We start from the raw sequence: 17,672 nt of genomic DNA on the forward strand, positions 1-17,672 counted from the left end.
GGAGTCAGAAACATGTGCTGCCCCGAACGGATAGAGCGCCAGTTAAAGCTGGCGGAAAATAGTCGATGAAAGTTCGATGCTGGTAAGAAATGGCGAATCAACCAGACCCCGAGTCATGCATGTTGCACCGTGAGGTGCAGGGTGAAGCGTTGCCAGGGGAAACCGCTGGGCCAGCCGTTGAGCCGCGTAATCAGGAATCCGGGATGCCGATGCTGTTATCCGAAGCAGAAGGCAATACGGGGCATGGCGATATACGCCAGTCATGCTCTGATCCCGCGCGGTCGGAGACCCTGTGCACGTCGGGAAGTCCTCCGCCCAGGAACTGGGTGATCACAGCGGTGCCCGGTGCGCACGCACACACCGTCAGCCGAAGGCAACTCGTGCTCCGCCAGAACAGCGGACAAGCGTTTCATCACGGCCAGGCCTTGCGGCAGACTGATACCAAACACGAGCAAGAAATCATGCATTTGATTGACCGTCTTGGTGCGGTCTCGGATCAGCGATTCGCGCAGCCGATGCAATTGTCTGTTAGTGCAATTATATGCGGCATCTGGAGTTCTAGAAGGGCGCGTTGGCAGACTGGGTAAGATCGCTGCTGACATGGCGGCAATCCAACGTGGTTGCCTGCGCGCTGGCCAACAAGCTGGCCCGCATAGCCTGGGCAATTTCAGCGCACCACTCCCAATGCGAAGAAGGGCCAGACGCGCTGAACGCCTGACGCCGCGGTTGTTGCTGTACCACGATTCACCTTTCAGGTTTTGCGATAGCGGAACAACAGATGATGTGCGCGGCCAACCGGCCTGGGGAAGATCCTGGATAAACATCTGGCTTTTGAAGCCGCACGGTTTTTTCAAAGAACGCCAGGCGCGACTCTCACCGCGGCGCGGGGCTTGCCCCAACAGACGCCGGATAGATTTAAGCAAGCCACCACACCGCCCCTTAGTCAGCACTGGAAAAATGGGTGGTGACCATAGAATGTTTATGACTAACAGCAACGATAAGAGTGGTGAGCTTTTGGGCCAGGAGCGGGGACGCCGCAACCGTACGCGCGCGACGTGAAGTCGCACCTGTTATTGCTGTAGTCGGGACTTCGCGGCGTCACTAGGCCTGGTGTCTAGGCAGTACAGCAGGTGGCTAAGCCAACTTGTTGGGTATCAGCAAGCGGGGCGACAAGAACCTGCGACGTGCTGCAGCGCCTGCACGATCATTTCGTCTACCTGGACGAGCAAATCAAGCAATTGGATAAAGAACTGGCTGACAATGATCTAGGTCGTCGCTGCCTCCGCGAAACCCGGGGCGGTTCAAAACCTTTTAAAGGGTGAGAAAGGCGGTGTTATCACTAAACGCTGCCCGTTCTGGATTAGCTATGTAGATGGTAAGTTCGTTCTGAACGAACATGCAAAATCGGCGACCCCGTAGGGGGAGTAACTTGGCAGATTATCCATCAACGCACACTAGCTTGCTCGAACAAAAAATCAGTTAAGCGTCAATATAAGAATTTCACCGCTGTTCTGTATAACCACTTCTCTCCCAACTAAACGCCCAATTTCTTTGTAAAATTTAAAAAAAGATTTATCAATGAGGAAATATTTTTCCGTATGTATTTTTTGATGTTAATCGAACCGATATAATACATTGTCAATCATTGCACCTATGTCTACTCCATCTTTAACTACAAGATAAGGATTCGAGGGGTATAGATAAATTCAATTTTCATAGCGGTCAAACCCTTTTGATTGGCTCTGATTCAACCTAGCACCCCCTTTACATAACGCACATTTTCACACAACCGCTTATCGGATCATTTGGATTTATCGCCGTTGATCAGAGCAGCATTAGCTAACCGGACCATTTCCATCCACGTCTGGTTTGTTATCAGCCCCTCTGCGTTGAGCCTGTCCGCCGCGAGCAGCGCCCGCTCATATTGACATTCGTTAAGAGTTGCTCCCTTAAGATAATCTTTCCGCCAAATTTGGAAGGTGTGTTTAGGTGGTTTGAATTCCATTTGTTTAACCACATATTTTTTATGGAAATAATGGCAATTTGATACTTTATTCGTAAGGCTTGTCAAGGAGAATGTGCATGGCACTGTGCCAGAGACTTCCACAAATTCAATCTGCTTATTGCCAACATAAACGTCTGCTATTACCTGAATATCCTATAGATCACTTCAATTATGAAAGATTGGAATGGCTATCGCGCCGTTCTTTTGATTACGTTGGCGAATACGAGAAACAACAACCCGATGTTGTGCGTGGTTGACTACACTGGACGGCGTAGCTGCCAGGACTGGCCATCCGATACCAAGACGCATGAGTGATTGTCTTGGCTGTGACAGTGACCCGCTTTGATTGCTGTATCAGCATCCACGCGAAGAAAACCGCCCAACACGATGAGCAGCGTGCGGCAGCAGGCTGATTCACCGCCGCCAGAAACTCGTACAGCCTGGCAATGGCGGAAAGCGCCTTGTTTGTCCACTTCAGCTCCATCAGCGCGGTACAGGCAACGGCGTGTCGGTGCTAAGGCTATCAGCCCAGGCTTGGACAGCCTGGTGATCAATCACGCGGCCAGCATAGCTTTCGAGCAGTTCCACAGGCTTCATTTGATGCCGGCGCGCTTCCCACTTTGAGGAGCACTACACCGACACGGCTGGCTTCACCGATCACGTCTTCGCCCTGATGCACCTGCTGGGCTTCCGCTTCGCACCGCGCATCCGCGACCTCGGCGAAACCAAGCTGTATGTTCCGAATAGCGTCCAGGACTACCCAACATTGCGCCCAATGGTTGGCGGCACCCTGAACATCAAGCATGTCCGCGCCCACTGGGACGACATCCTGCGCCTGGCCAGCTCGATCAAGCAGGGCACCGTCACTGCCTCGCTGATGCTGCGCAAGCTCGGCAGCTACCCGCGCCAGAACGGTCTGGCCGTGGCCTTGCGCGAACTGGGCCGGATTGAGCGCACACTGTTCATCCTCGACTGGCTGCAAAGCGTAGAGCTACGTCGCCGCGTGCATGCCGGACTGAACAAGGGCGAGGCGCGCAACTCCCTGGCCAGGGCGGTGTTCTTCAACCGCCTCGGCGAAATCAGGGATCGGAGCTTCGAGCAGCAGCGCTACCGGCCAGCGGTCTCAACCTGGTGACGGCCGCCATCGTGCTGTGGAACACGGTGTACTTGGAACGCGCCACCCAGGCGATGGGCGAAGCGGGGAAGTCGGTGGATGGCGAGCTGCTGCAGTACCTGTCGCCGCTGGGATGGGAGCACATCAACCTGACCGGCGATTATGTCTGGCGGCAGAGCCGCAGGCTGGAGGACGGGAAGTTTCGGCCGCTAAGGCTGCCCGGAAAACCTTAGCGTACGATTTTTTCCGTTTTCTCTATTCGCCCAAGAAGCTGTCGGTACGCACCGTGAAAGCCCCAGGCTTCGGTCCTAAAGGCATCCATCGGTTCGTGCTGCCATTCACCGTGTTCCTGAAGCTCAAGGATATCGGTGGCAATGTGCTGCCCAGCTACCAGGAGGAGTTCATGGACGTGCCCATGGCGCCGGAACAGGCCTCGGCCTACCAGCGCTTGGCGGCCACGTTGACCGCTGAGCTCCGTCAGGCTCTTGCCCGGAGAGACACCACACTCATGGGGGTAGTGCTCAACGTGCTGCTGGCCTGGCCGGACTGCTGCTTCCGATCGGAGATGGTTAAACATCCGCGTACCCGTGACACACTGGCCTTTGTGCCGGCGCTCTTCGGTGACGATGAACAGATGCCTAAGGAGCAGGCGCTGCTGAACCTGTGCCTCGAGGAGAAGGCGAAAGGCCGCAAGGTCCTTGCATATACCGTCTACAGCGGGACGCGCGACACTACGTCCAGGCTGAAGAAGGTCCTCGAGCAGGTAGGTCTGCGCGTTGCGGTACTGCGGGCCGCGGTTGAAACGGCTCGGCGCGAGGACTGGATTCTCGACCAGGTCGACCGCGGTGTCGACGTGCTGCTCACCAACCCGGAACTGGTCAAGACCGGGCTGGACCTGCTGGACTTCCCAACCATCGCCTTCCTGCAGACGGGGTACAACGTGTACACCCTACAGCAGGCCGCGCGGCGGTCGTGGAGGATCGGGCAGAAACACCCGGTCCGCGTGATTTTCTTCGGCTACGCCGGCAGTTCGCAGATTACCTGCCTGCAGCTGATGGCGAAGAAGATCGCAGTGGCGCAGAGCACTTCGGGTGACGTCCCTGAGTCTGGGCTCGACTCTCTGAACCAAGATGGGGACTCCGTCGAGATGGCACTTGCACGTCAACTCATAGCCGCATGATTCATAGCCGCCTTCGGGCGGCTTTTTAGTATCATCCACGTCTGCCCTTCCCCTGGATTACGCTTCACAACTGGACGTGTCTAATGAGTATCCCCAAAATAAAGCATAAGCCCACAGCCAAAGAAACAGCTCAAGCGCTGTATACCGAACGGTCGAATAAAATCATAAGAAAAATCCGAGGAATTGACCGGGATTTTTTCATTAATACATGCTTAGCAAAAATATCAAAGATCAAAAAAAATAAGGAAGCAAGCTTCGATTATGAACATGTATGGATACTAGCTATAAAAATTGCCGCCACACACTCGACCGGCACTCGAAAGCCAGACAACAATGAAATAGTAGGAATCATAAATAGCCTGTGGCGCCTGCACAACTGCTTAATACCCTACCTAGCATCTAACCTCAACCCTTTCGTCGCTATACGCGCCATGTTCAATCAACAATCAACTCTCCAGCACCACATAGTTAAGGCCTACGCAGACATAATGCGTCAATCTCACCTACTTTCTTCCTCCACCCCCCTAAACGACTATTTAAAAACAAAGTATGGCATTTCAATTACAACTTACTGCTTCATTTGGTTTGTGATACTTACCCAGATTGCAGAATCAGAATTCGGTTCAACTGAAATTAATCTAGGGCGTCTGATCATTGACTGCCGACCTTACATAAAAATCAAAGACATCTACCAATTTTTCAAAGCCTTCTCTATATCTACTAGTGAAATGCCAGCTTTTTTTGCAAATTACACAACTTACGATTCTGACTTCGAAAGCTACTTTTATGATTCGCCCCTGAAGCGAAGACCATTCATCCATAAAGAAATGACCATCAGCACCATCTCCAATAACCTCGCATTCTCATCAGCAAGCTTTTTGCTCCCACAGCTATTTAAAGACTCAAAAGAAATATCCCAAACCTTTAAAAAAATATTCACCAAAAAATTTGAAAATTACATTGGTGAGCTATTAGCACAGACCAATGTGACGCACAAAACCGAGGAGCAAATCAAAGACTTATATAGATCACTAGGGCACTCTGGAAAAACCAATAACGTCGTCGACCATATGCTAATTTCACCCGAAACCAAGATCGTGTTATTGATTGAGTCAAAAGGTGTTGAGCAAACCGACTTCGTCAAGGTCATCCTTGATCCCACTACCCTTGCCAAGAGACTCGAAGATAACCACATCAAAGGCATAGCTCAATCACAACAATGCATTGGCATACTTGATAAAAATCCCGACTTTAAAGGCTACACCTTCTACTCATTCATTATCGTCAATGACGACTACGGGTTCTGGATGCTCAGTCGCTTGAGAACCTTATTGGAGTCTCCGCATTAGCCCAAGCCAAAACTCCAGTATCATACCCTTCACCAATTCCATTTTCTCGAATATTATTCGTAAGAATTAGCACTCTTGAGAAAATATGCAGCTCTATTCAAGACAGTGAATACACTCTCGGCGAGCTACTGCATCAACTTGAGGCTCCCCAAACATTCGGCAACCTTGAGAAAATCCATCACTCACTTAGCAAAGCTCATCCCGCAGAGGCAGTAGCGAAAACACTGACCGTAAACTCCCGGCGATACAGACTCTTCTCTCTCAAAATTCTGGGCACTCAGAAAACTACTCGTTACTAGAACTAATGCAGAACATGCATAGCATATCAACAAGTCTTATACATCATCACAACGCGAGTCCGTCCTGCACTTGAACAACGCGTTCAGGCTGTTATTGGCAAGATGAGATCTTGCCCCTCATTAAAGGCGCCTCCCACCTTCTTACTGACAAGGTGCCAATTGAAGTCGGTGGCCGGGCGGCAACCGCTCTCCACGATTTCTGCTGCGCGCTCGATTGAGGTTGCTGGACTAATCCACTCCCGAGCCTGATCGGGGCTCAGCACCAGGGGCTTTCGGTCGTGTATATCGACAAGGCCTTGATCAGCTGCTGCGGTGATGATCACGAAACCGTCGTGCTTGTCTGGCTCGATGCCGGGGTGGACTTCAGCAAGGGCTGCGAAGAACAACGGGGAGTGGTCCACTGGCTGGATATAGTAGGGCTGCTTACGCTTTGGGTCCGCAGGATCAGGCACCCACTCGAACCAGCCATTCGCCGGCGCCAAGGCCCGCCCACCCGGCCATAGCGACTTGAAGAACTTTCCGGTCATCAATGTCTCTGCACGCGCATTGATCGGGTCAGGGCGCTTTCCTTTAGCCCAGAACGGCGACCACCCCCACCTCACCCGATCAATACTAAGACCTCCAAGCGCAGGCCTTATCACCTCCACCCGGGTAGAGGGCGCGACGTTGTACCGATTGATCCGCTCGTGGTCATACCCATTGATCACCACTAGATCGAGCGCCAACTGCTTCAGGTAGTCGTCCATGCTGTCGTAGATTGAGTATCGCCCGCACATAACCCACCTCGCTCGTTTGTCGGCTGCATCGCGCCTACGCATTGACGTAGGAGCGGTCTGACAGTTTACTGTATAAGTATACAGCCATTCATTTGAGTTGATCTGCCATGAATATCACCTTCCTGGGCGCGCCGACGGGCGGCCCTACGCAGCTACCGGTGTACTCGTTCCGTGTACCGGCCGGATTCCCTTCGCCGGCGGCCGATCACCTGGAGCGCCATATCTCCCTCGACGAACTGTTCGACCTGCGTGCCCCTCACATGTACTTGGTGCAGGTGGAGGGCGACAGCATGCAGGGCGCCGGTATTTTCTCAGGCGATCTTCTCATCGTAGACCGCAGCACAGAGGCAGAGCACGGCGACATCGTGATCGCCGCGATCAACACTGAGCCCGTTTGCAAGCGCCTGTATCGGCGCGCCGGCGTGTTGATCCTGCAATCGGAGAATCCAGCCTACCCACCGCGGCACGTGATGGAAGGCGACGACCTGGTCATCTGGGGTGTTGTTCGCTACAGCGTGCGCGACCATGCCCAGTGACCAGGTGGGCCAGGTGTTCGCGCTGATTGACTGCAACTCGTTCTACGCGAGCTGTGAGCGAGTGTTCCGGCCGGATCTGGCCAAAACCCCCATCGTGGTGCTGAGCAACAACGATCTGAAGGGTGCCAACTGTTAGCTAATCCATTACAGTCCGCCCCCCCTGATCGAGGTTTGTCCCGGCTCTTGATGGGAGATCACTAATAGAGGCTTGAAGGCTGTGGAATGAGGTTAGTGCTCGCGACAAAAGACCTGACGGTAGCCGGTCGATCCTTCGAAGGTTTCCCGCTCTTGGTTGGTTCAGATGGCTGGCCTGTGGAACCGGCTCAATCATTCCTATGGCACATTCTAGTCGAGTCAGGTGAGGCACTCAGTGTTCTGACGTGGGAGGCCTATGGTCGTCGTCTGTTCGACTACTTCGCCTTCCTGGAGGCTAATGGCCTGGCCTGGAATGAGGAGAGTCAGGCAGATGGCCTGAGCGTCCTGTCGCGATATAGAGACTGGTCGAGCGGTGAGCTGGAGCTAGATCCCAGCACACTGAATAAGCGACTGAACCTAATTGTGAGGTTCTACCAATGGGCCAAGCAGCGTGATCTGATCGCAGTTCTACCCTTTGGCGAGCGAAGGGTCAGAGCGACTCCGCACTCTGGCTTTCTCAGTCACGTAGCGCGTCCTAACGCCGCGAGTACCAAACCCTCAGTGATGGTGCGAGAGCGTAAGCGATTGACCAAATTCCTGACCAAAGATCAGGCAAAGGTTTGCCTCGCCCTTGATGCAGATCCGAGTCACCGGATCTTGTTCCATCTAATGGTTCGTACTGGCCTTCGCTCCTGCGAGGCTCGCACTTTCCCTCTCAAGTACATCTTTAATCCTCGGCTGAAGAAGGGCCTACGTCTTGGGCAAATGATCAGCGTGGCTCTTGAACCATCGGACATGCATCTCAAGTACAACCGTCCGAGGACAATCGACGTGCCTTGGTCGCTGATGGAGGAAATGTGGTCGTACACGCTTCATAAGCGCGAAGTACGGAAAGCGACCGGCAACGGACGCACCACGGCCTTGGTGCTGACCAAGGAGGGGCGGCAATACGCGAAAGACTCTATCGTCGACGTGATGAAAGCGTATGAGCGCAAGTGCGGCTTTTATGTTAGGGCCCATATGCTTCGCCATACCTATGGAACTTATACCCTTCTTGCATTGCGAAAAAGCCGAGATTTTAAAGGCGAGCCGTTACTCTATGTCCGAGACAGAATGGGGCACTCCGACATTCAAACAACAATGGTGTATCTGCATCTAATTAATCAGCTAGAGGCTCAGTCTGTTCTTGCCCATGAGGATGAGATAGACATGATGTTTATGGCCGGCTCTACTCCAAGCGCCTGAGGTACTACTGTTGGCTCGAAAGAAAAACTATAAGGCCGAGATGCATTCGGTCACTAAAGGATTCGAGACCGTAGAGAATGAGCTTGTAATCGATCTCCCGAAAAATCCTCGGAATGTAACTAAGATTGATCACACTCAGTACATTGGGCTTGGCTTTGACGCATGGGCCATTCAGAGCACTCATGTAATCAGGGCGCTGGTCAATGGAGGGAACTTCTCTCTGGCTACTCTTGTAGGGTACTCTAGCTATGGCCTTCGATATTTCATGGCCTTCTTGAAAAGCGGAGCGATTGATTCACCACCGTCATCCCCAACAGCCTAACTAGACGGCATCTTGATCGATATGTTTCTTGGTTGAAGCTAAAATATCCAAACGGGTCAACTGCAAAGAACTATTACACTTCACTGAGGTCATTGATCATCAGTCTAATTGAATACGGATTCATTGAGGCAGACAAAGATAATTTTCTTCCAGTTGTTCCTTTCCCGAATAACGCGAAATCCACCAATGACGCGAAGCCGCTCAGCCTCTCGGAAATGCAGAGTCTTATAACTGCACTAAAATCAGACTTAATAGCTATTCATAAGGGGTTATTCCCTGGGAATGACGCTGAAGCAATGACGGTCTTGTTACTGATTACAGCCGCCAGATCTGGCATTAACACTACGCCGCTCTTGGAAATGTCTAGAGATGCGCTCCAGTCACACCCATTCATCCCTAATCTTCGACTTTTGAACACCGTAAAAAGACGCGGAAAGGGTGCTCAGAGCAAAACCATTCGACAGACGGGACTGCATGACGAATACAACTCAATTCCTTTAGATGGGGTTGCTGTTGTAAATAAGGCTTTGTCAATTTCTGAACCACTGGTTGAGTTTGCACCTGAGAATATTAAGTCGCATGTTTGGCTATATAGATCCGGACAGAATGGGCATGGTCATAAGATAGTCGCGCTTGCTTCCAGCACGTTATTTCAATCAACGAAGAGTATTTGTGCGAGGCACTCTTTGAAGGATGATCAGGGCAAGCCGCTGATCGTTAATCTCAGTCGTCTTCGAAAGACTATGGAAAGTAGGCTTTGGAAGCTCAGCGGCGGCGACCTACTGGAAGTGTCCGCCGTGATGGGCCAGTCCCCTAGCGTCGCTGATAACCATTATTTGAAGATAAATGACGAGATCAGGGTTGAGGGGCGATCTTCGTCGGATCGGCTTTCACCGATCAGCTGCGTGGCATCAATGTCACACCGACACCCCCAGGAGGCTGTAAAGATAGCCTCTATGGAAGCCTGGCGCCCAAAGATGGTGTCACCCATTGTTCCGAGTTCATTCATTGCTTGACATGTCCTAGTTACGCAATTGTCGGTACTCTTGATGACTTGTATCGACTGTTCAGCTATCAGCAGTTTCTGCGCGCGGAGATGGAGTATTTTTTAACGGATGAGTGGGCGGGATGGCGTAAACGCCAAGGCGATTTCATCAGGCTCATTGACGAGTTTACGTCGAGAAAATTTAATATTGAACTGATCGAGGCGGCTAAAGCCAAAGCGAAAATGTCCCCTCATCCGTTCTGGGGATGCAAGATTGAGTTTATGCGGAAAATTCGAGGGGGCGATCTTGTCGGCTAATAGGAACTCCAAGGCAGCTCTCAAGGCCTATGATGTACTGTTCGCGCAACCTGTAACAGCCTCGGGCCTCAGCAAGGCTGAGCGAGATGCGATAGTTGTTAGTGCGATTGTTAATGATCATGGCGAAACTTTTGTATTAAGCAGATTTGGTGATGCTCGGTGGGATCTTCGGCCATTCTTTGATCAATCTAACGTAAGTGAGGGGCACAAGTATGTCAGTTGGGACTTTAATCTCCCACCTGAGATGATTGATGACTGCAAGGCAGTCGCGTATGCATGGTTCAAGAGAGGGCTCCCAGGGTCAAAGCCACCTGTCGCCAGGGGATCACAACTCTCGTCAGCGCCAGCGTAATTCCGTTCATTCGTTGGCTTAGTGGCTTGGGAATTGAACGGTTTTCCGATGTTCGGCCTATACATATCAGCAACTACATACATCATTGCAAGTCAGAATCATTGAGGCCGATGCCTCTTTATTCCAGACTGCGGATAATTGATTTTTTATGGATATTCTCTGTCGAAACCATTTCCCCTCTTCAGTATTTTCCATGGGGAGAGTCGTCCCTGTGGCGAGTTAGCGGAATTGGAGAAACAAGGGGAAGTTCAGCTGCTAATAAGAACACCGGTAGGACGGATATAATTCCGCCAGACGATCAGGCGAAGATATTTAATTACTGCGAGCAGGTCGTCCATGAGGCGAAAGAAGATTTGATGGTCACCGGCATTGACACTTTTACTCGCCGCAGCCCCAAAATGATTAATTGTCGTGATGCTGTCTTGTACATCGCGTCAATTACCAGCGGCATGCGTAACGAAGAAGTCATCGGAATTGAAGTCGGCGCATGGCGAAAAGAGGTGGTGGATGGTGTTACTTACTGCTGGGTAATCACGACCGAGCATAAAACAGGAAAGGGGCGAGTCGAATATCTTGTCCCTGAGCTTACGCTGGATGCGTTAAATCTCTTTGCCGTGTGCTCAACCCCAATGAGAAGAGAGCTTGAGGCGGAGTTGAGCGACCTTGAACTGTCGCCCAATTTAACTGACTCCGCTGATCTTTTGCTTCGATTGGAGAAGGCCAGAAAAGACTCGAAGAGACTGTTCCTCTGCTTGAATGGAAGCGGCAACAAAACCGAGCGCGTTGGACACATCGAAGTGCTCAGCGCCGCAGGTTCCAATGAGGCCTTCAAGCGACTCGCAAAAGCCGCTGGAAGTGATTGGCCATTGCGGACTCACCAGTGCCGTCGCACCTATGCCCGGTGCTTTGTAGAGTCTCGTATGGGGCGTGCTTCGCTTGTATTCCTCAAGTGGCAGTTCAAACACAGCAGTATGAGCATGACTCAGCTCTATGCCTCCAACCCCCTTCAGGATCTCACGTTGTTCGATGAGATCCTCCAGCAAATGACCGAATTCAAAATCGACCTGATTGAATCTTGGCTCGACGATCAGCCATTGGCCGGAGGCGCAGGAGAGAGGATCGTTGAGTTGCGGGCTATTCCGGTCAAGAACAGGGCCGCTCTACTGGCCCAAACTGCGCCTCATGCGAATATTCGGGCGACTGGCCATGGCTGGTGCATTGCCACAGAGCGCGGATGCGGAGGTGCGGGCTTATACGAGGCGACACGGTGCCCTGGGTGCAAGCATTCGGTGATTGATGAGACATTCGCCGGCACTTGGCATGCTATCTACTCGCAACAGCGGGAGTTGATGAAAATTGAGGATGCAGGCCCAGCAGTAAGACAGCGCGCCGAGCGTGATTTGAAGGTCGCGCTCGATGTTATCAACAGCCTAGGCCTATCCCCTGATGGCGACGAGCAAGAAGGGGCTGTGAATGGCTAAGCAAGCGACGGAGCCTCGCTCCACTGGGCGATCTCGGCCAAAGACAGCCGATGCACTCGACAAGGTCATCGATGGCATGGTCGAGGGCAACCAAAAGCTCAGCATCTCCTCAGTTGCCAGGGCCGCAGGAGTCACGCCGGGTCTTATCCATAATACCTACCCTGCGGTGGCGGAACGTATTCGCAACCTTATGGGCAAGTCGGTGCGCGCCCAGCGTGACTCCAAGCATCAAGCACTGATGAAGGAGAAAGAACTGAACAAGGCGCTCCGGGGGAGAACAGCCTGCTTCTTGAGGAGCTAGCCAGGCTCGCGTCGGTGAACCAGCGCCTCATGATTGAGCTGGCCCAGTTGGATGGCGTTGCCCAAGGTAAGGTAGTTACGCTTGCACCGAAGCCTGGGGCTAAGTAGCCCCAGGGGCTTATTTCACCATCCATAGCTGATCGATCCGGGTTGTATAGCTGGGGCTCGCTTCATGTTCCACTTCGGGGTAACAGGCAACGGCCTGGCCGCAGGGTTCCACGGCCCCATTTCGAGTTGACTTGATCCATCACCTGCATGACCGTAAGCGGGCGGCGGCAATCATGAGCTTGATCCAGTCGGTGCGGATGAATGGGCATGAACCGTATGCCTACTTGAAAGATGTGCGCACGCGGTTGCCGACGCAGCGGGCGAGTGAGATCGAGCAGCTGCTGCCGCATCGGTGGGGCCTGCCTAACCCATGCTAGGTGAGTTGGGCAGACGCTTAACAGTGCGGAATAGGATGCTCCCCCGTGGAGTGGACGTGAGGGCTTAGCGAGGCGGTATGCCCATGTGTTGCTGATGCTGCATCATCTGATCCATCATCATCTGCTGCATGCCCATGTACCTATCCATCATGTATTGATGCTGCTTCATCTGCTCAGGCGTCATCTGGGAGTAGTGACTGCCCATTTGGCCCCAGCCCATCATATGGCCGCCCATCATGCCGCCCCGCAACACCCCATCATCCCGTTACCCTGCATCCCATTCATCATCTGCATGCCTTGTTGCATCATGGCTTGGTGCTCTTGCATCAGCTTCTGGCGCTGAGCGGGGTCGGTGGACTTCTGAATTTGGCTCATTTGCTCCTGCATTTTTTTGAGATTTTCTTGTGCCTTTGCCATCTCTTGGTCGAATTGCTCAACGCTTATCGGTTGCTGTTGGGCCGATTTAGCAGCGGTTGAGTCCTGCTGCGCGGAGGCTAATGCGGGGAAAAGCGCTGCCGCCAAAGCGACGGCGGCGAGTTGGGATGCTTTCATCTTCTGCTCCTTGTAGCTGGTGATTGATCGAGGGTGAATCACTACTTTCCAATATAGACCTCAATTTTGGGCATAGCCTGACTGGGATCAATGGTTGACCCTGTACCTGCTACAGGGTGTATTCAGGCTGCCTACTTGTTAGGAGGTGAACGGGATGAGTGGTGACAAAGCTTGTGGTTGTGCGAATAGCGTTGCGCCGTCGAATGAGGTGTCCACCCCAAGCAATGGGGCTGCGTGGGTCAGTGAGTTTTCTGTACCCAAGATGGACTGTCCCTCTGAAGAGCGCATGATTCGCTTGGCTTTGGAGGGGCTGGAAGGTATCGAGTCGTTATCCTTCGATCTCAGTCAACGGCGCGTTCACGTCTATCACTCGGGGGCGATAGATCTGCACGCTAACAAGCTCGATTCCTTGGGCCTTGGCTCGACCCTGATAGGTACGCGGGCTTGCGCACCAAGCGAGGTCGCGGAGAGAGGGCAGGCTGACGCCCAGGAGGCTCTAGACGAGTCCAGAGTGCTTAAAGCCTTGCTGGGTATCAACGCTCTTATGTTTGTAGCCGAGCTGGTTCTTGGGGTTATTGCTGAGTCCACAGGGTTGATTGCGGATTCGCTGGATATGTTCGCCGATGCCGCTGTTTATGGCCTTGCCTTCTATGCCGCTGGACGGAGCAAGGGTCTACAGCTTAAGGCCGCACATCTGTCGGGCTTTCTACAAATAGCGCTCGCGTTAGGCGTTTTACTGGAAGTTGTGCGCAGATTTATTTTCGGCAGCGAACCCGAGTCATTGCTGATGATGGGGGTTGGCCTGGTCGCCCTTGTGGCCAATGTTGGCTGTTTGCTCTTGATATCAAAACACCGGAATGGTGGCGCTCACATGCGAGCAAGCTGGATATTCTCAGCAAACGATGTATTGGCCAACCTAGGGGTTATTGTTGCTGGCTTACTGGTGATGCTTACGGGTTCGCCTTATCCCGACCTTGCCATTGGTTTTGCTGTCGGGCTGCTTGTCCTCAACGGTGGTCGGCGAATTCTTGCCATGAAGGCTTGATGATCATGCTCAAACCTCCGCCCATTAAGCAACGTGGAGGTTTAACCGGGAGGAAATTAATCTTTCTTTTTTCGATCTACCTAAAGGACGTGCTCACGCGCTTGCCAACCCGGAAAGCCAGCTGTTGCTGCACAGCTGGGCTCCCCGGCAAGGCGTGATGCCCCGTTCGCCTAGCTAGATGTATGCGTCCGGCTGATTTCTGCACGTCGGCACGAGGGTGCCCACTTACCGTGAGCAAACGCTCTTTTCTGCCACCTCAATCAGATCGGCCTTGCCAGCTTGCGGGCGACTGTACGCATGACCTGCTGGGATGACGATGGTTACGTTGGCGTTCGAACAGTGGTCGTGAAGGGTTTCAAGAGGCCTCGAAAAATTGAAAAATTGTTAGTCTGGTAAAATGCTTATAAAACAGTATGTTACAATCTACTAACTGTTAGAGTCATTCAGATACAACGATGGCTGTGTGATCGCCAGGTCATACGACGCCAAGCCGTACGTGAAAATGGGCGAACCATACTTCCAATGTCGGGAAAAACTCCGTCGTCACGGCATCGTGGCGTTCTCGTCGAACTACGCGCTGTACGGAGACATGAGTGAGCGCGTTATGTCGCTGATCGAGGCAATGGTGCCGGCGGCCGAGGTCTATTCCATCGACGAATGTTTCGCCGACCTCACGGGCGTGCCAGGGAGCCTTACTCAGCTCGGCCATGATGTGCGTGCCAAGGTGCTGCGTTGTACCGGCATCCCGGTCGGAGTCGGGATCGCTCGCACGAAGACCCTGGCGAAGCTCGCCAACCACACTGCGAAGCGATTGCAGGTGCACACGGGTGGAGTGGTCGACATCACCGATGACTTCAAGCGCGATTGGGTACTGCGTAACACCGAGGTGAAAGAGGTGTGGGGCATCGGCAGGAAGATGACGGTGCACTTAGAGGCTCTGGGTATCCGTACAGCGATGGATCTGGCCAAGGCAGACCCCCGAATGTTGCGCGAGAAATTCAGTGTGATGGTGGAGAGGACCGCGCGTGAGCTCGCCGGCACGCCATGCCTCGAACTGGATGAGGCTGCCCCCCGAAGCAGGAAATCTGCTGCAGCCGGATGTTCGGCAAGAGAATGACAGAACTGACGCCAATCAAGCAGGCGGTGGCCACCTATGCAGCACGAGCAGCCGAGAAGCTGCGGGCCCAAGGATCGGTGTGCAAACGCATGCGAGTGTCGATCCGCACCGGCATGTTCAATCCCAACGAACTGCATTTGGCGAAAGGGGCGCTGGTTGAGCTGCCTTACCCCACGAACGATACCCTATTGCTCACGCGGGCGGCGACTGAGGCTGTGGAGAAGGTCTACCAGGACGGTTACCGCTACAGCAAGGCCGAGGTTCTACTGCTCGATCTACGGCAACCGGGTGAGTTCACTGACGATCTCTTCGCGGCAACGCAACCAGTTGCCTGCGATCGCCTGATGTCGGTAATGGATGGCATAAACCAGCGGTACGGCAAAGGCACACTGAGATCTGCCAACGTTCCAAGAAGCCCTGAGTGGGGTATGCGTCGGGAACTGCTGAGTCAGTCGTTTACGACCCGGTTAGATCAGCTATGGCGGGTTTACTGCAGATGAGGGTGGCGCGCCAGGCATTGGCCATGCTCTGTGCTAATGCAAAAAGCCCCGCCCTGGCGAACCAGAACGGGGCTTCCCCATTAATTAGAACCAGTCTTCATAATGGTCCCGCAGGAACTCGTACAGCTTGAAAGCTCTGTAACCATTCCAAACGAGGTCCCACAAACGTCCAAATTTAGACATTTCGGCCTCCTAAGTAGGCAAGGCCGAACCTCCAGCGCTTTTTCCAGAACACATAGCGCCTTCGAGTTACCGTTGATGGTCCCTGTGAGGTGGCCGGTTGAGAACCCCCGGATGGTCATCTGGCGCGGGTTCCTACGCCGCGTCTGGGGGATGAAACTGTTGCGTAACTGGCCACCTGCTTCGGGCAACGTGAGTGCAGGCAGCGCCATAATAGCTGCAAATCTGGCATTGTGCGATCATGGCCGGAAGCAGTCAGCTTCAGCCAGCGCGAAAAGCGGGTCGGTTCTCAGGCCACCGAAAACGGCCGCTAGGTTCGTCGCATGCCAAAACGCAATCCCGATCGGACCACCACCATTTGCAAATCGTAATTTACGAACGTAAACTGAACGCACGTTGATGGTCCCTGTGAGGACTCGCAATTCAGACCCCTAATCTGGATTGCACAAAAACCGCCTCCCCTAAAGGCGGTTTTTTTTTGTCTGCTGGAAAGTGAATCCAGTGTAACCCACAGATGGCAGGTTCTAAACATTCGGGGCAATCGTTCACTGGCCGTCAGCCGAAGAAGCCGTTTGTCCAGCACGCTCGTCCTGAGCGACCCGGGCTGCAAGAGTGGGTTTTCAGTCGCGGCGCTCACCAGCAGATGGCGGGCCCTTCGGCATCGATCAATAAATTCCACGCGGTCGGGCTAAGTATTTTCTGCTGAAACAGCATCATGGTTGCGCGAGGGTGTACTCGGCTTCGAGAGGACACCCATGAAACTGCCGATCCGAAAATATCTGCCCATCGCCGCAGGACTGCTCATCCTGGGCGGCATCATCGCGTTCCAGCAATACCAGCTGTCGACCCTGTCTCGCGCTGTGAACGGAGCAGCAGAGAAAATTTCCATCGACGCACTTCAGAACAGGGTGAGCGCGATCGACGATCGTCTCGACAGTGTGTCAGGCAAACCCCTGGTCACGATGGAAGACTTCCGTGTTAGCCAGCAAGCACTCTCGAGCCGGATCGATGCTGTGCAAGCCACGGCAAAGCAGGCCCACGATGCTGCAGTTGAAGCCACTCGCTCATCCGCGACTGCGGGCGATCTCCTGGTACTGAAAGCCGACCTTGAGTCGCTTGACAGCAAACTGCAGAAAATGAGCAGGCCTCAGGCCCAGGCAACTGCACCAGCTCCTAAGGCCTCCACTTCCAAACCGAAGGCGAAGCCCGCACCGGTTAAAGCCACGCCCATCCCGCAAGAGCCTCCGCCATTTCAGATGGTCGGTCTCGAATACCGAGGCGGCGAGCGCTTTCTGTCTGTTGCCCCCACCGGTAGCACGCGACTGAGCCAGATCTACCTGCTTCGGCCAGGCGAAGTGGTCAGTGGCAGCACCTGGCGACTCAAGGCTGTAGATGAACGAACTGCAACCTTCGACGCCGGCGGCACAACCCGAACCCTGAGCATCCAGCCATGAGA

The 17,672-nt window shown here is 53.4% G+C and carries 13 protein-coding genes and 12 pseudogenes; 18 read left to right on the top strand and 7 right to left on the bottom strand.

Annotated features, from left to right (window positions below):
* Nucleotides 1–371: 371 nt before the first annotated feature.
* A pseudogene (locus CSV86_RS18320) lies at nucleotides 372–527 on the bottom strand (IS110 family transposase); the annotation flags it as partial.
* Between the two features lie 38 nt (nucleotides 528–565).
* Between CSV86_RS18320 and CSV86_RS32065 the strand changes: the two are divergent.
* The 3 genes and pseudogenes from CSV86_RS32065 to CSV86_RS18325 form a co-directional block, all read left to right on the top strand.
* Nucleotides 566–718 (top strand): annotated as a pseudogene (locus CSV86_RS32065) (IS110 family transposase); the annotation flags it as partial.
* Nucleotides 719–1,071: 353 nt separating this feature from the next.
* Nucleotides 1,072–1,186, top strand: a pseudogene (locus tag CSV86_RS33470) (IS110 family transposase); the annotation flags it as partial.
* Nucleotides 1,185–1,322, top strand: a complete 138-nt coding sequence (locus CSV86_RS18325; RefSeq protein WP_158487719.1) for a hypothetical protein — start codon at nucleotides 1,185–1,187, stop codon at nucleotides 1,320–1,322. The pseudogene CSV86_RS33470 and the gene CSV86_RS18325, both read left to right, overlap by 2 nt.
* A gap of 479 nt (nucleotides 1,323–1,801) precedes the next feature.
* On the opposite strand, the gene CSV86_RS18330 is transcribed toward CSV86_RS18325, so the two are convergent.
* The gene (locus CSV86_RS18330; RefSeq protein ID WP_009399078.1) at nucleotides 1,802–2,005 is read right to left on the bottom strand and encodes a hypothetical protein; all 204 of its coding nucleotides are present in this window, start codon (nucleotides 2,003–2,005) and stop codon (nucleotides 1,802–1,804) included.
* A 77-nt stretch (nucleotides 2,006–2,082) separates the two neighbouring features.
* Between CSV86_RS18330 and CSV86_RS18335 the strand changes: the two genes are divergently transcribed.
* On the top strand, nucleotides 2,083–2,262 hold the full coding sequence (locus tag CSV86_RS18335) for a hypothetical protein (RefSeq protein WP_128637350.1): 180 nt from the start codon (nucleotides 2,083–2,085) through the stop codon (nucleotides 2,260–2,262).
* 137 nt (nucleotides 2,263–2,399) lie between these two features.
* Here the strand turns inward: CSV86_RS18335 and CSV86_RS31440 are convergent.
* Together CSV86_RS31440 and CSV86_RS31445 are read right to left on the bottom strand one after the other, a co-directional pair.
* Nucleotides 2,400–2,489: pseudogene (locus tag CSV86_RS31440) on the bottom strand (type II toxin-antitoxin system RelE/ParE family toxin); the annotation flags it as partial.
* Nucleotides 2,489–2,578, bottom strand: a pseudogene (locus CSV86_RS31445) (CopG family transcriptional regulator); the annotation flags it as partial. The pseudogenes CSV86_RS31440 and CSV86_RS31445, both read right to left, overlap by 1 nt.
* Nucleotides 2,579–2,627: 49 nt before the next feature.
* On the opposite strand from CSV86_RS31445, the pseudogene CSV86_RS18340 reads away from it, so the two are divergent.
* From CSV86_RS18340 to CSV86_RS18350, 3 genes and pseudogenes are all read left to right on the top strand, one after another.
* Nucleotides 2,628–3,352, top strand: a pseudogene (locus tag CSV86_RS18340) (Tn3 family transposase); the annotation flags it as partial.
* 32 nt (nucleotides 3,353–3,384) lie between these two features.
* Nucleotides 3,385–4,299, top strand: a pseudogene (locus CSV86_RS18345) (helicase-related protein); the annotation flags it as partial.
* A gap of 83 nt (nucleotides 4,300–4,382) precedes the next feature.
* Nucleotides 4,383–5,648, top strand: a complete 1,266-nt coding sequence (locus CSV86_RS18350; RefSeq protein ID WP_170394932.1) for a hypothetical protein — start codon at nucleotides 4,383–4,385, stop codon at nucleotides 5,646–5,648.
* 382 nt (nucleotides 5,649–6,030) lie between these two features.
* Here CSV86_RS18350 and CSV86_RS18355 read toward each other — a convergent pair whose 3' ends face one another.
* A complete protein-coding gene (locus tag CSV86_RS18355; RefSeq protein ID WP_009399075.1) occupies nucleotides 6,031–6,723 on the bottom strand; it encodes an SOS response-associated peptidase family protein in 693 nt (230 codons plus the stop codon).
* 107 nt (nucleotides 6,724–6,830) lie between these two features.
* Here CSV86_RS18355 and CSV86_RS18360 point away from each other — a divergent pair, with 107 nt between their 5' ends.
* From CSV86_RS18360 to CSV86_RS18385, 7 genes and pseudogenes are all read left to right on the top strand, one after another.
* Nucleotides 6,831–7,259, top strand: a complete 429-nt coding sequence (locus CSV86_RS18360) for a LexA family protein (protein WP_009399073.1) — start codon at nucleotides 6,831–6,833, stop codon at nucleotides 7,257–7,259.
* Nucleotides 7,249–7,374 (top strand): annotated as a pseudogene (locus CSV86_RS18365) (Y-family DNA polymerase); the annotation flags it as partial. The gene CSV86_RS18360 and the pseudogene CSV86_RS18365, both read left to right, overlap by 11 nt.
* A gap of 107 nt (nucleotides 7,375–7,481) precedes the next feature.
* Nucleotides 7,482–8,639, top strand: coding sequence for a tyrosine-type recombinase/integrase (locus CSV86_RS18370; protein WP_009400475.1), 1,158 nt, complete (start codon nucleotides 7,482–7,484; stop codon nucleotides 8,637–8,639).
* A 414-nt stretch (nucleotides 8,640–9,053) separates the two neighbouring features.
* Nucleotides 9,054–9,977, top strand: coding sequence for a hypothetical protein (locus CSV86_RS32070; RefSeq protein ID WP_240160533.1), 924 nt, complete (start codon nucleotides 9,054–9,056; stop codon nucleotides 9,975–9,977).
* 38 nt (nucleotides 9,978–10,015) lie between these two features.
* Nucleotides 10,016–10,264 (top strand): hypothetical protein, encoded by a 249-nt coding sequence (locus CSV86_RS32075; protein WP_240160534.1) that lies wholly within the window; start codon nucleotides 10,016–10,018, stop codon nucleotides 10,262–10,264.
* 462 nt (nucleotides 10,265–10,726) lie between these two features.
* Nucleotides 10,727–12,097 (top strand): site-specific integrase, encoded by a 1,371-nt coding sequence (locus CSV86_RS32080; RefSeq protein ID WP_240160535.1) that lies wholly within the window; start codon nucleotides 10,727–10,729, stop codon nucleotides 12,095–12,097.
* A pseudogene (locus tag CSV86_RS18385) lies at nucleotides 12,090–12,505 on the top strand (TetR family transcriptional regulator). The gene CSV86_RS32080 and the pseudogene CSV86_RS18385 overlap by 8 nt, the downstream one beginning before the upstream one ends.
* A gap of 62 nt (nucleotides 12,506–12,567) precedes the next feature.
* Here CSV86_RS18385 and CSV86_RS33475 read toward each other — a convergent pair.
* Entirely contained in the window at nucleotides 12,568–12,714 is a 147-nt protein-coding gene (locus CSV86_RS33475) for a DUF4113 domain-containing protein (protein ID WP_336512780.1), read from the bottom strand.
* Between CSV86_RS33475 and CSV86_RS18390 the strand changes: the two are divergent.
* Nucleotides 12,649–12,822, top strand: a pseudogene (locus tag CSV86_RS18390) (transposase domain-containing protein); the annotation flags it as partial. The gene CSV86_RS33475 and the pseudogene CSV86_RS18390 overlap by 66 nt on opposite strands.
* 64 nt (nucleotides 12,823–12,886) lie before the next feature.
* On the opposite strand, the pseudogene CSV86_RS18395 reads toward CSV86_RS18390, so the two are convergent.
* Nucleotides 12,887–13,374 (bottom strand): annotated as a pseudogene (locus CSV86_RS18395) (hypothetical protein).
* Between the two features lie 154 nt (nucleotides 13,375–13,528).
* Between CSV86_RS18395 and CSV86_RS18400 the strand changes: the two are divergent.
* From CSV86_RS18400 to CSV86_RS18410, 3 genes and pseudogenes are all read left to right on the top strand, one after another.
* On the top strand, nucleotides 13,529–14,419 hold the full coding sequence (locus CSV86_RS18400) for a cation efflux transmembrane domain-containing protein (protein WP_037060584.1): 891 nt from the start codon (nucleotides 13,529–13,531) through the stop codon (nucleotides 14,417–14,419).
* A 451-nt stretch (nucleotides 14,420–14,870) separates the two neighbouring features.
* A pseudogene (gene umuC, locus CSV86_RS18405) lies at nucleotides 14,871–16,036 on the top strand (translesion error-prone DNA polymerase V subunit UmuC); the annotation flags it as partial.
* 935 nt (nucleotides 16,037–16,971) lie between these two features.
* Nucleotides 16,972–17,670, top strand: coding sequence for a hypothetical protein (locus CSV86_RS18410; RefSeq protein ID WP_009402007.1), 699 nt, complete (start codon nucleotides 16,972–16,974; stop codon nucleotides 17,668–17,670).
* The last annotated feature ends 2 nt before the right edge of the window (nucleotides 17,671–17,672 follow it).

It is taken from the genome of Pseudomonas bharatica CSV86 (assembly GCF_000319305.2).
Lineage (GTDB): Bacteria > Pseudomonadota > Gammaproteobacteria > Pseudomonadales > Pseudomonadaceae > Aquipseudomonas > Aquipseudomonas bharatica.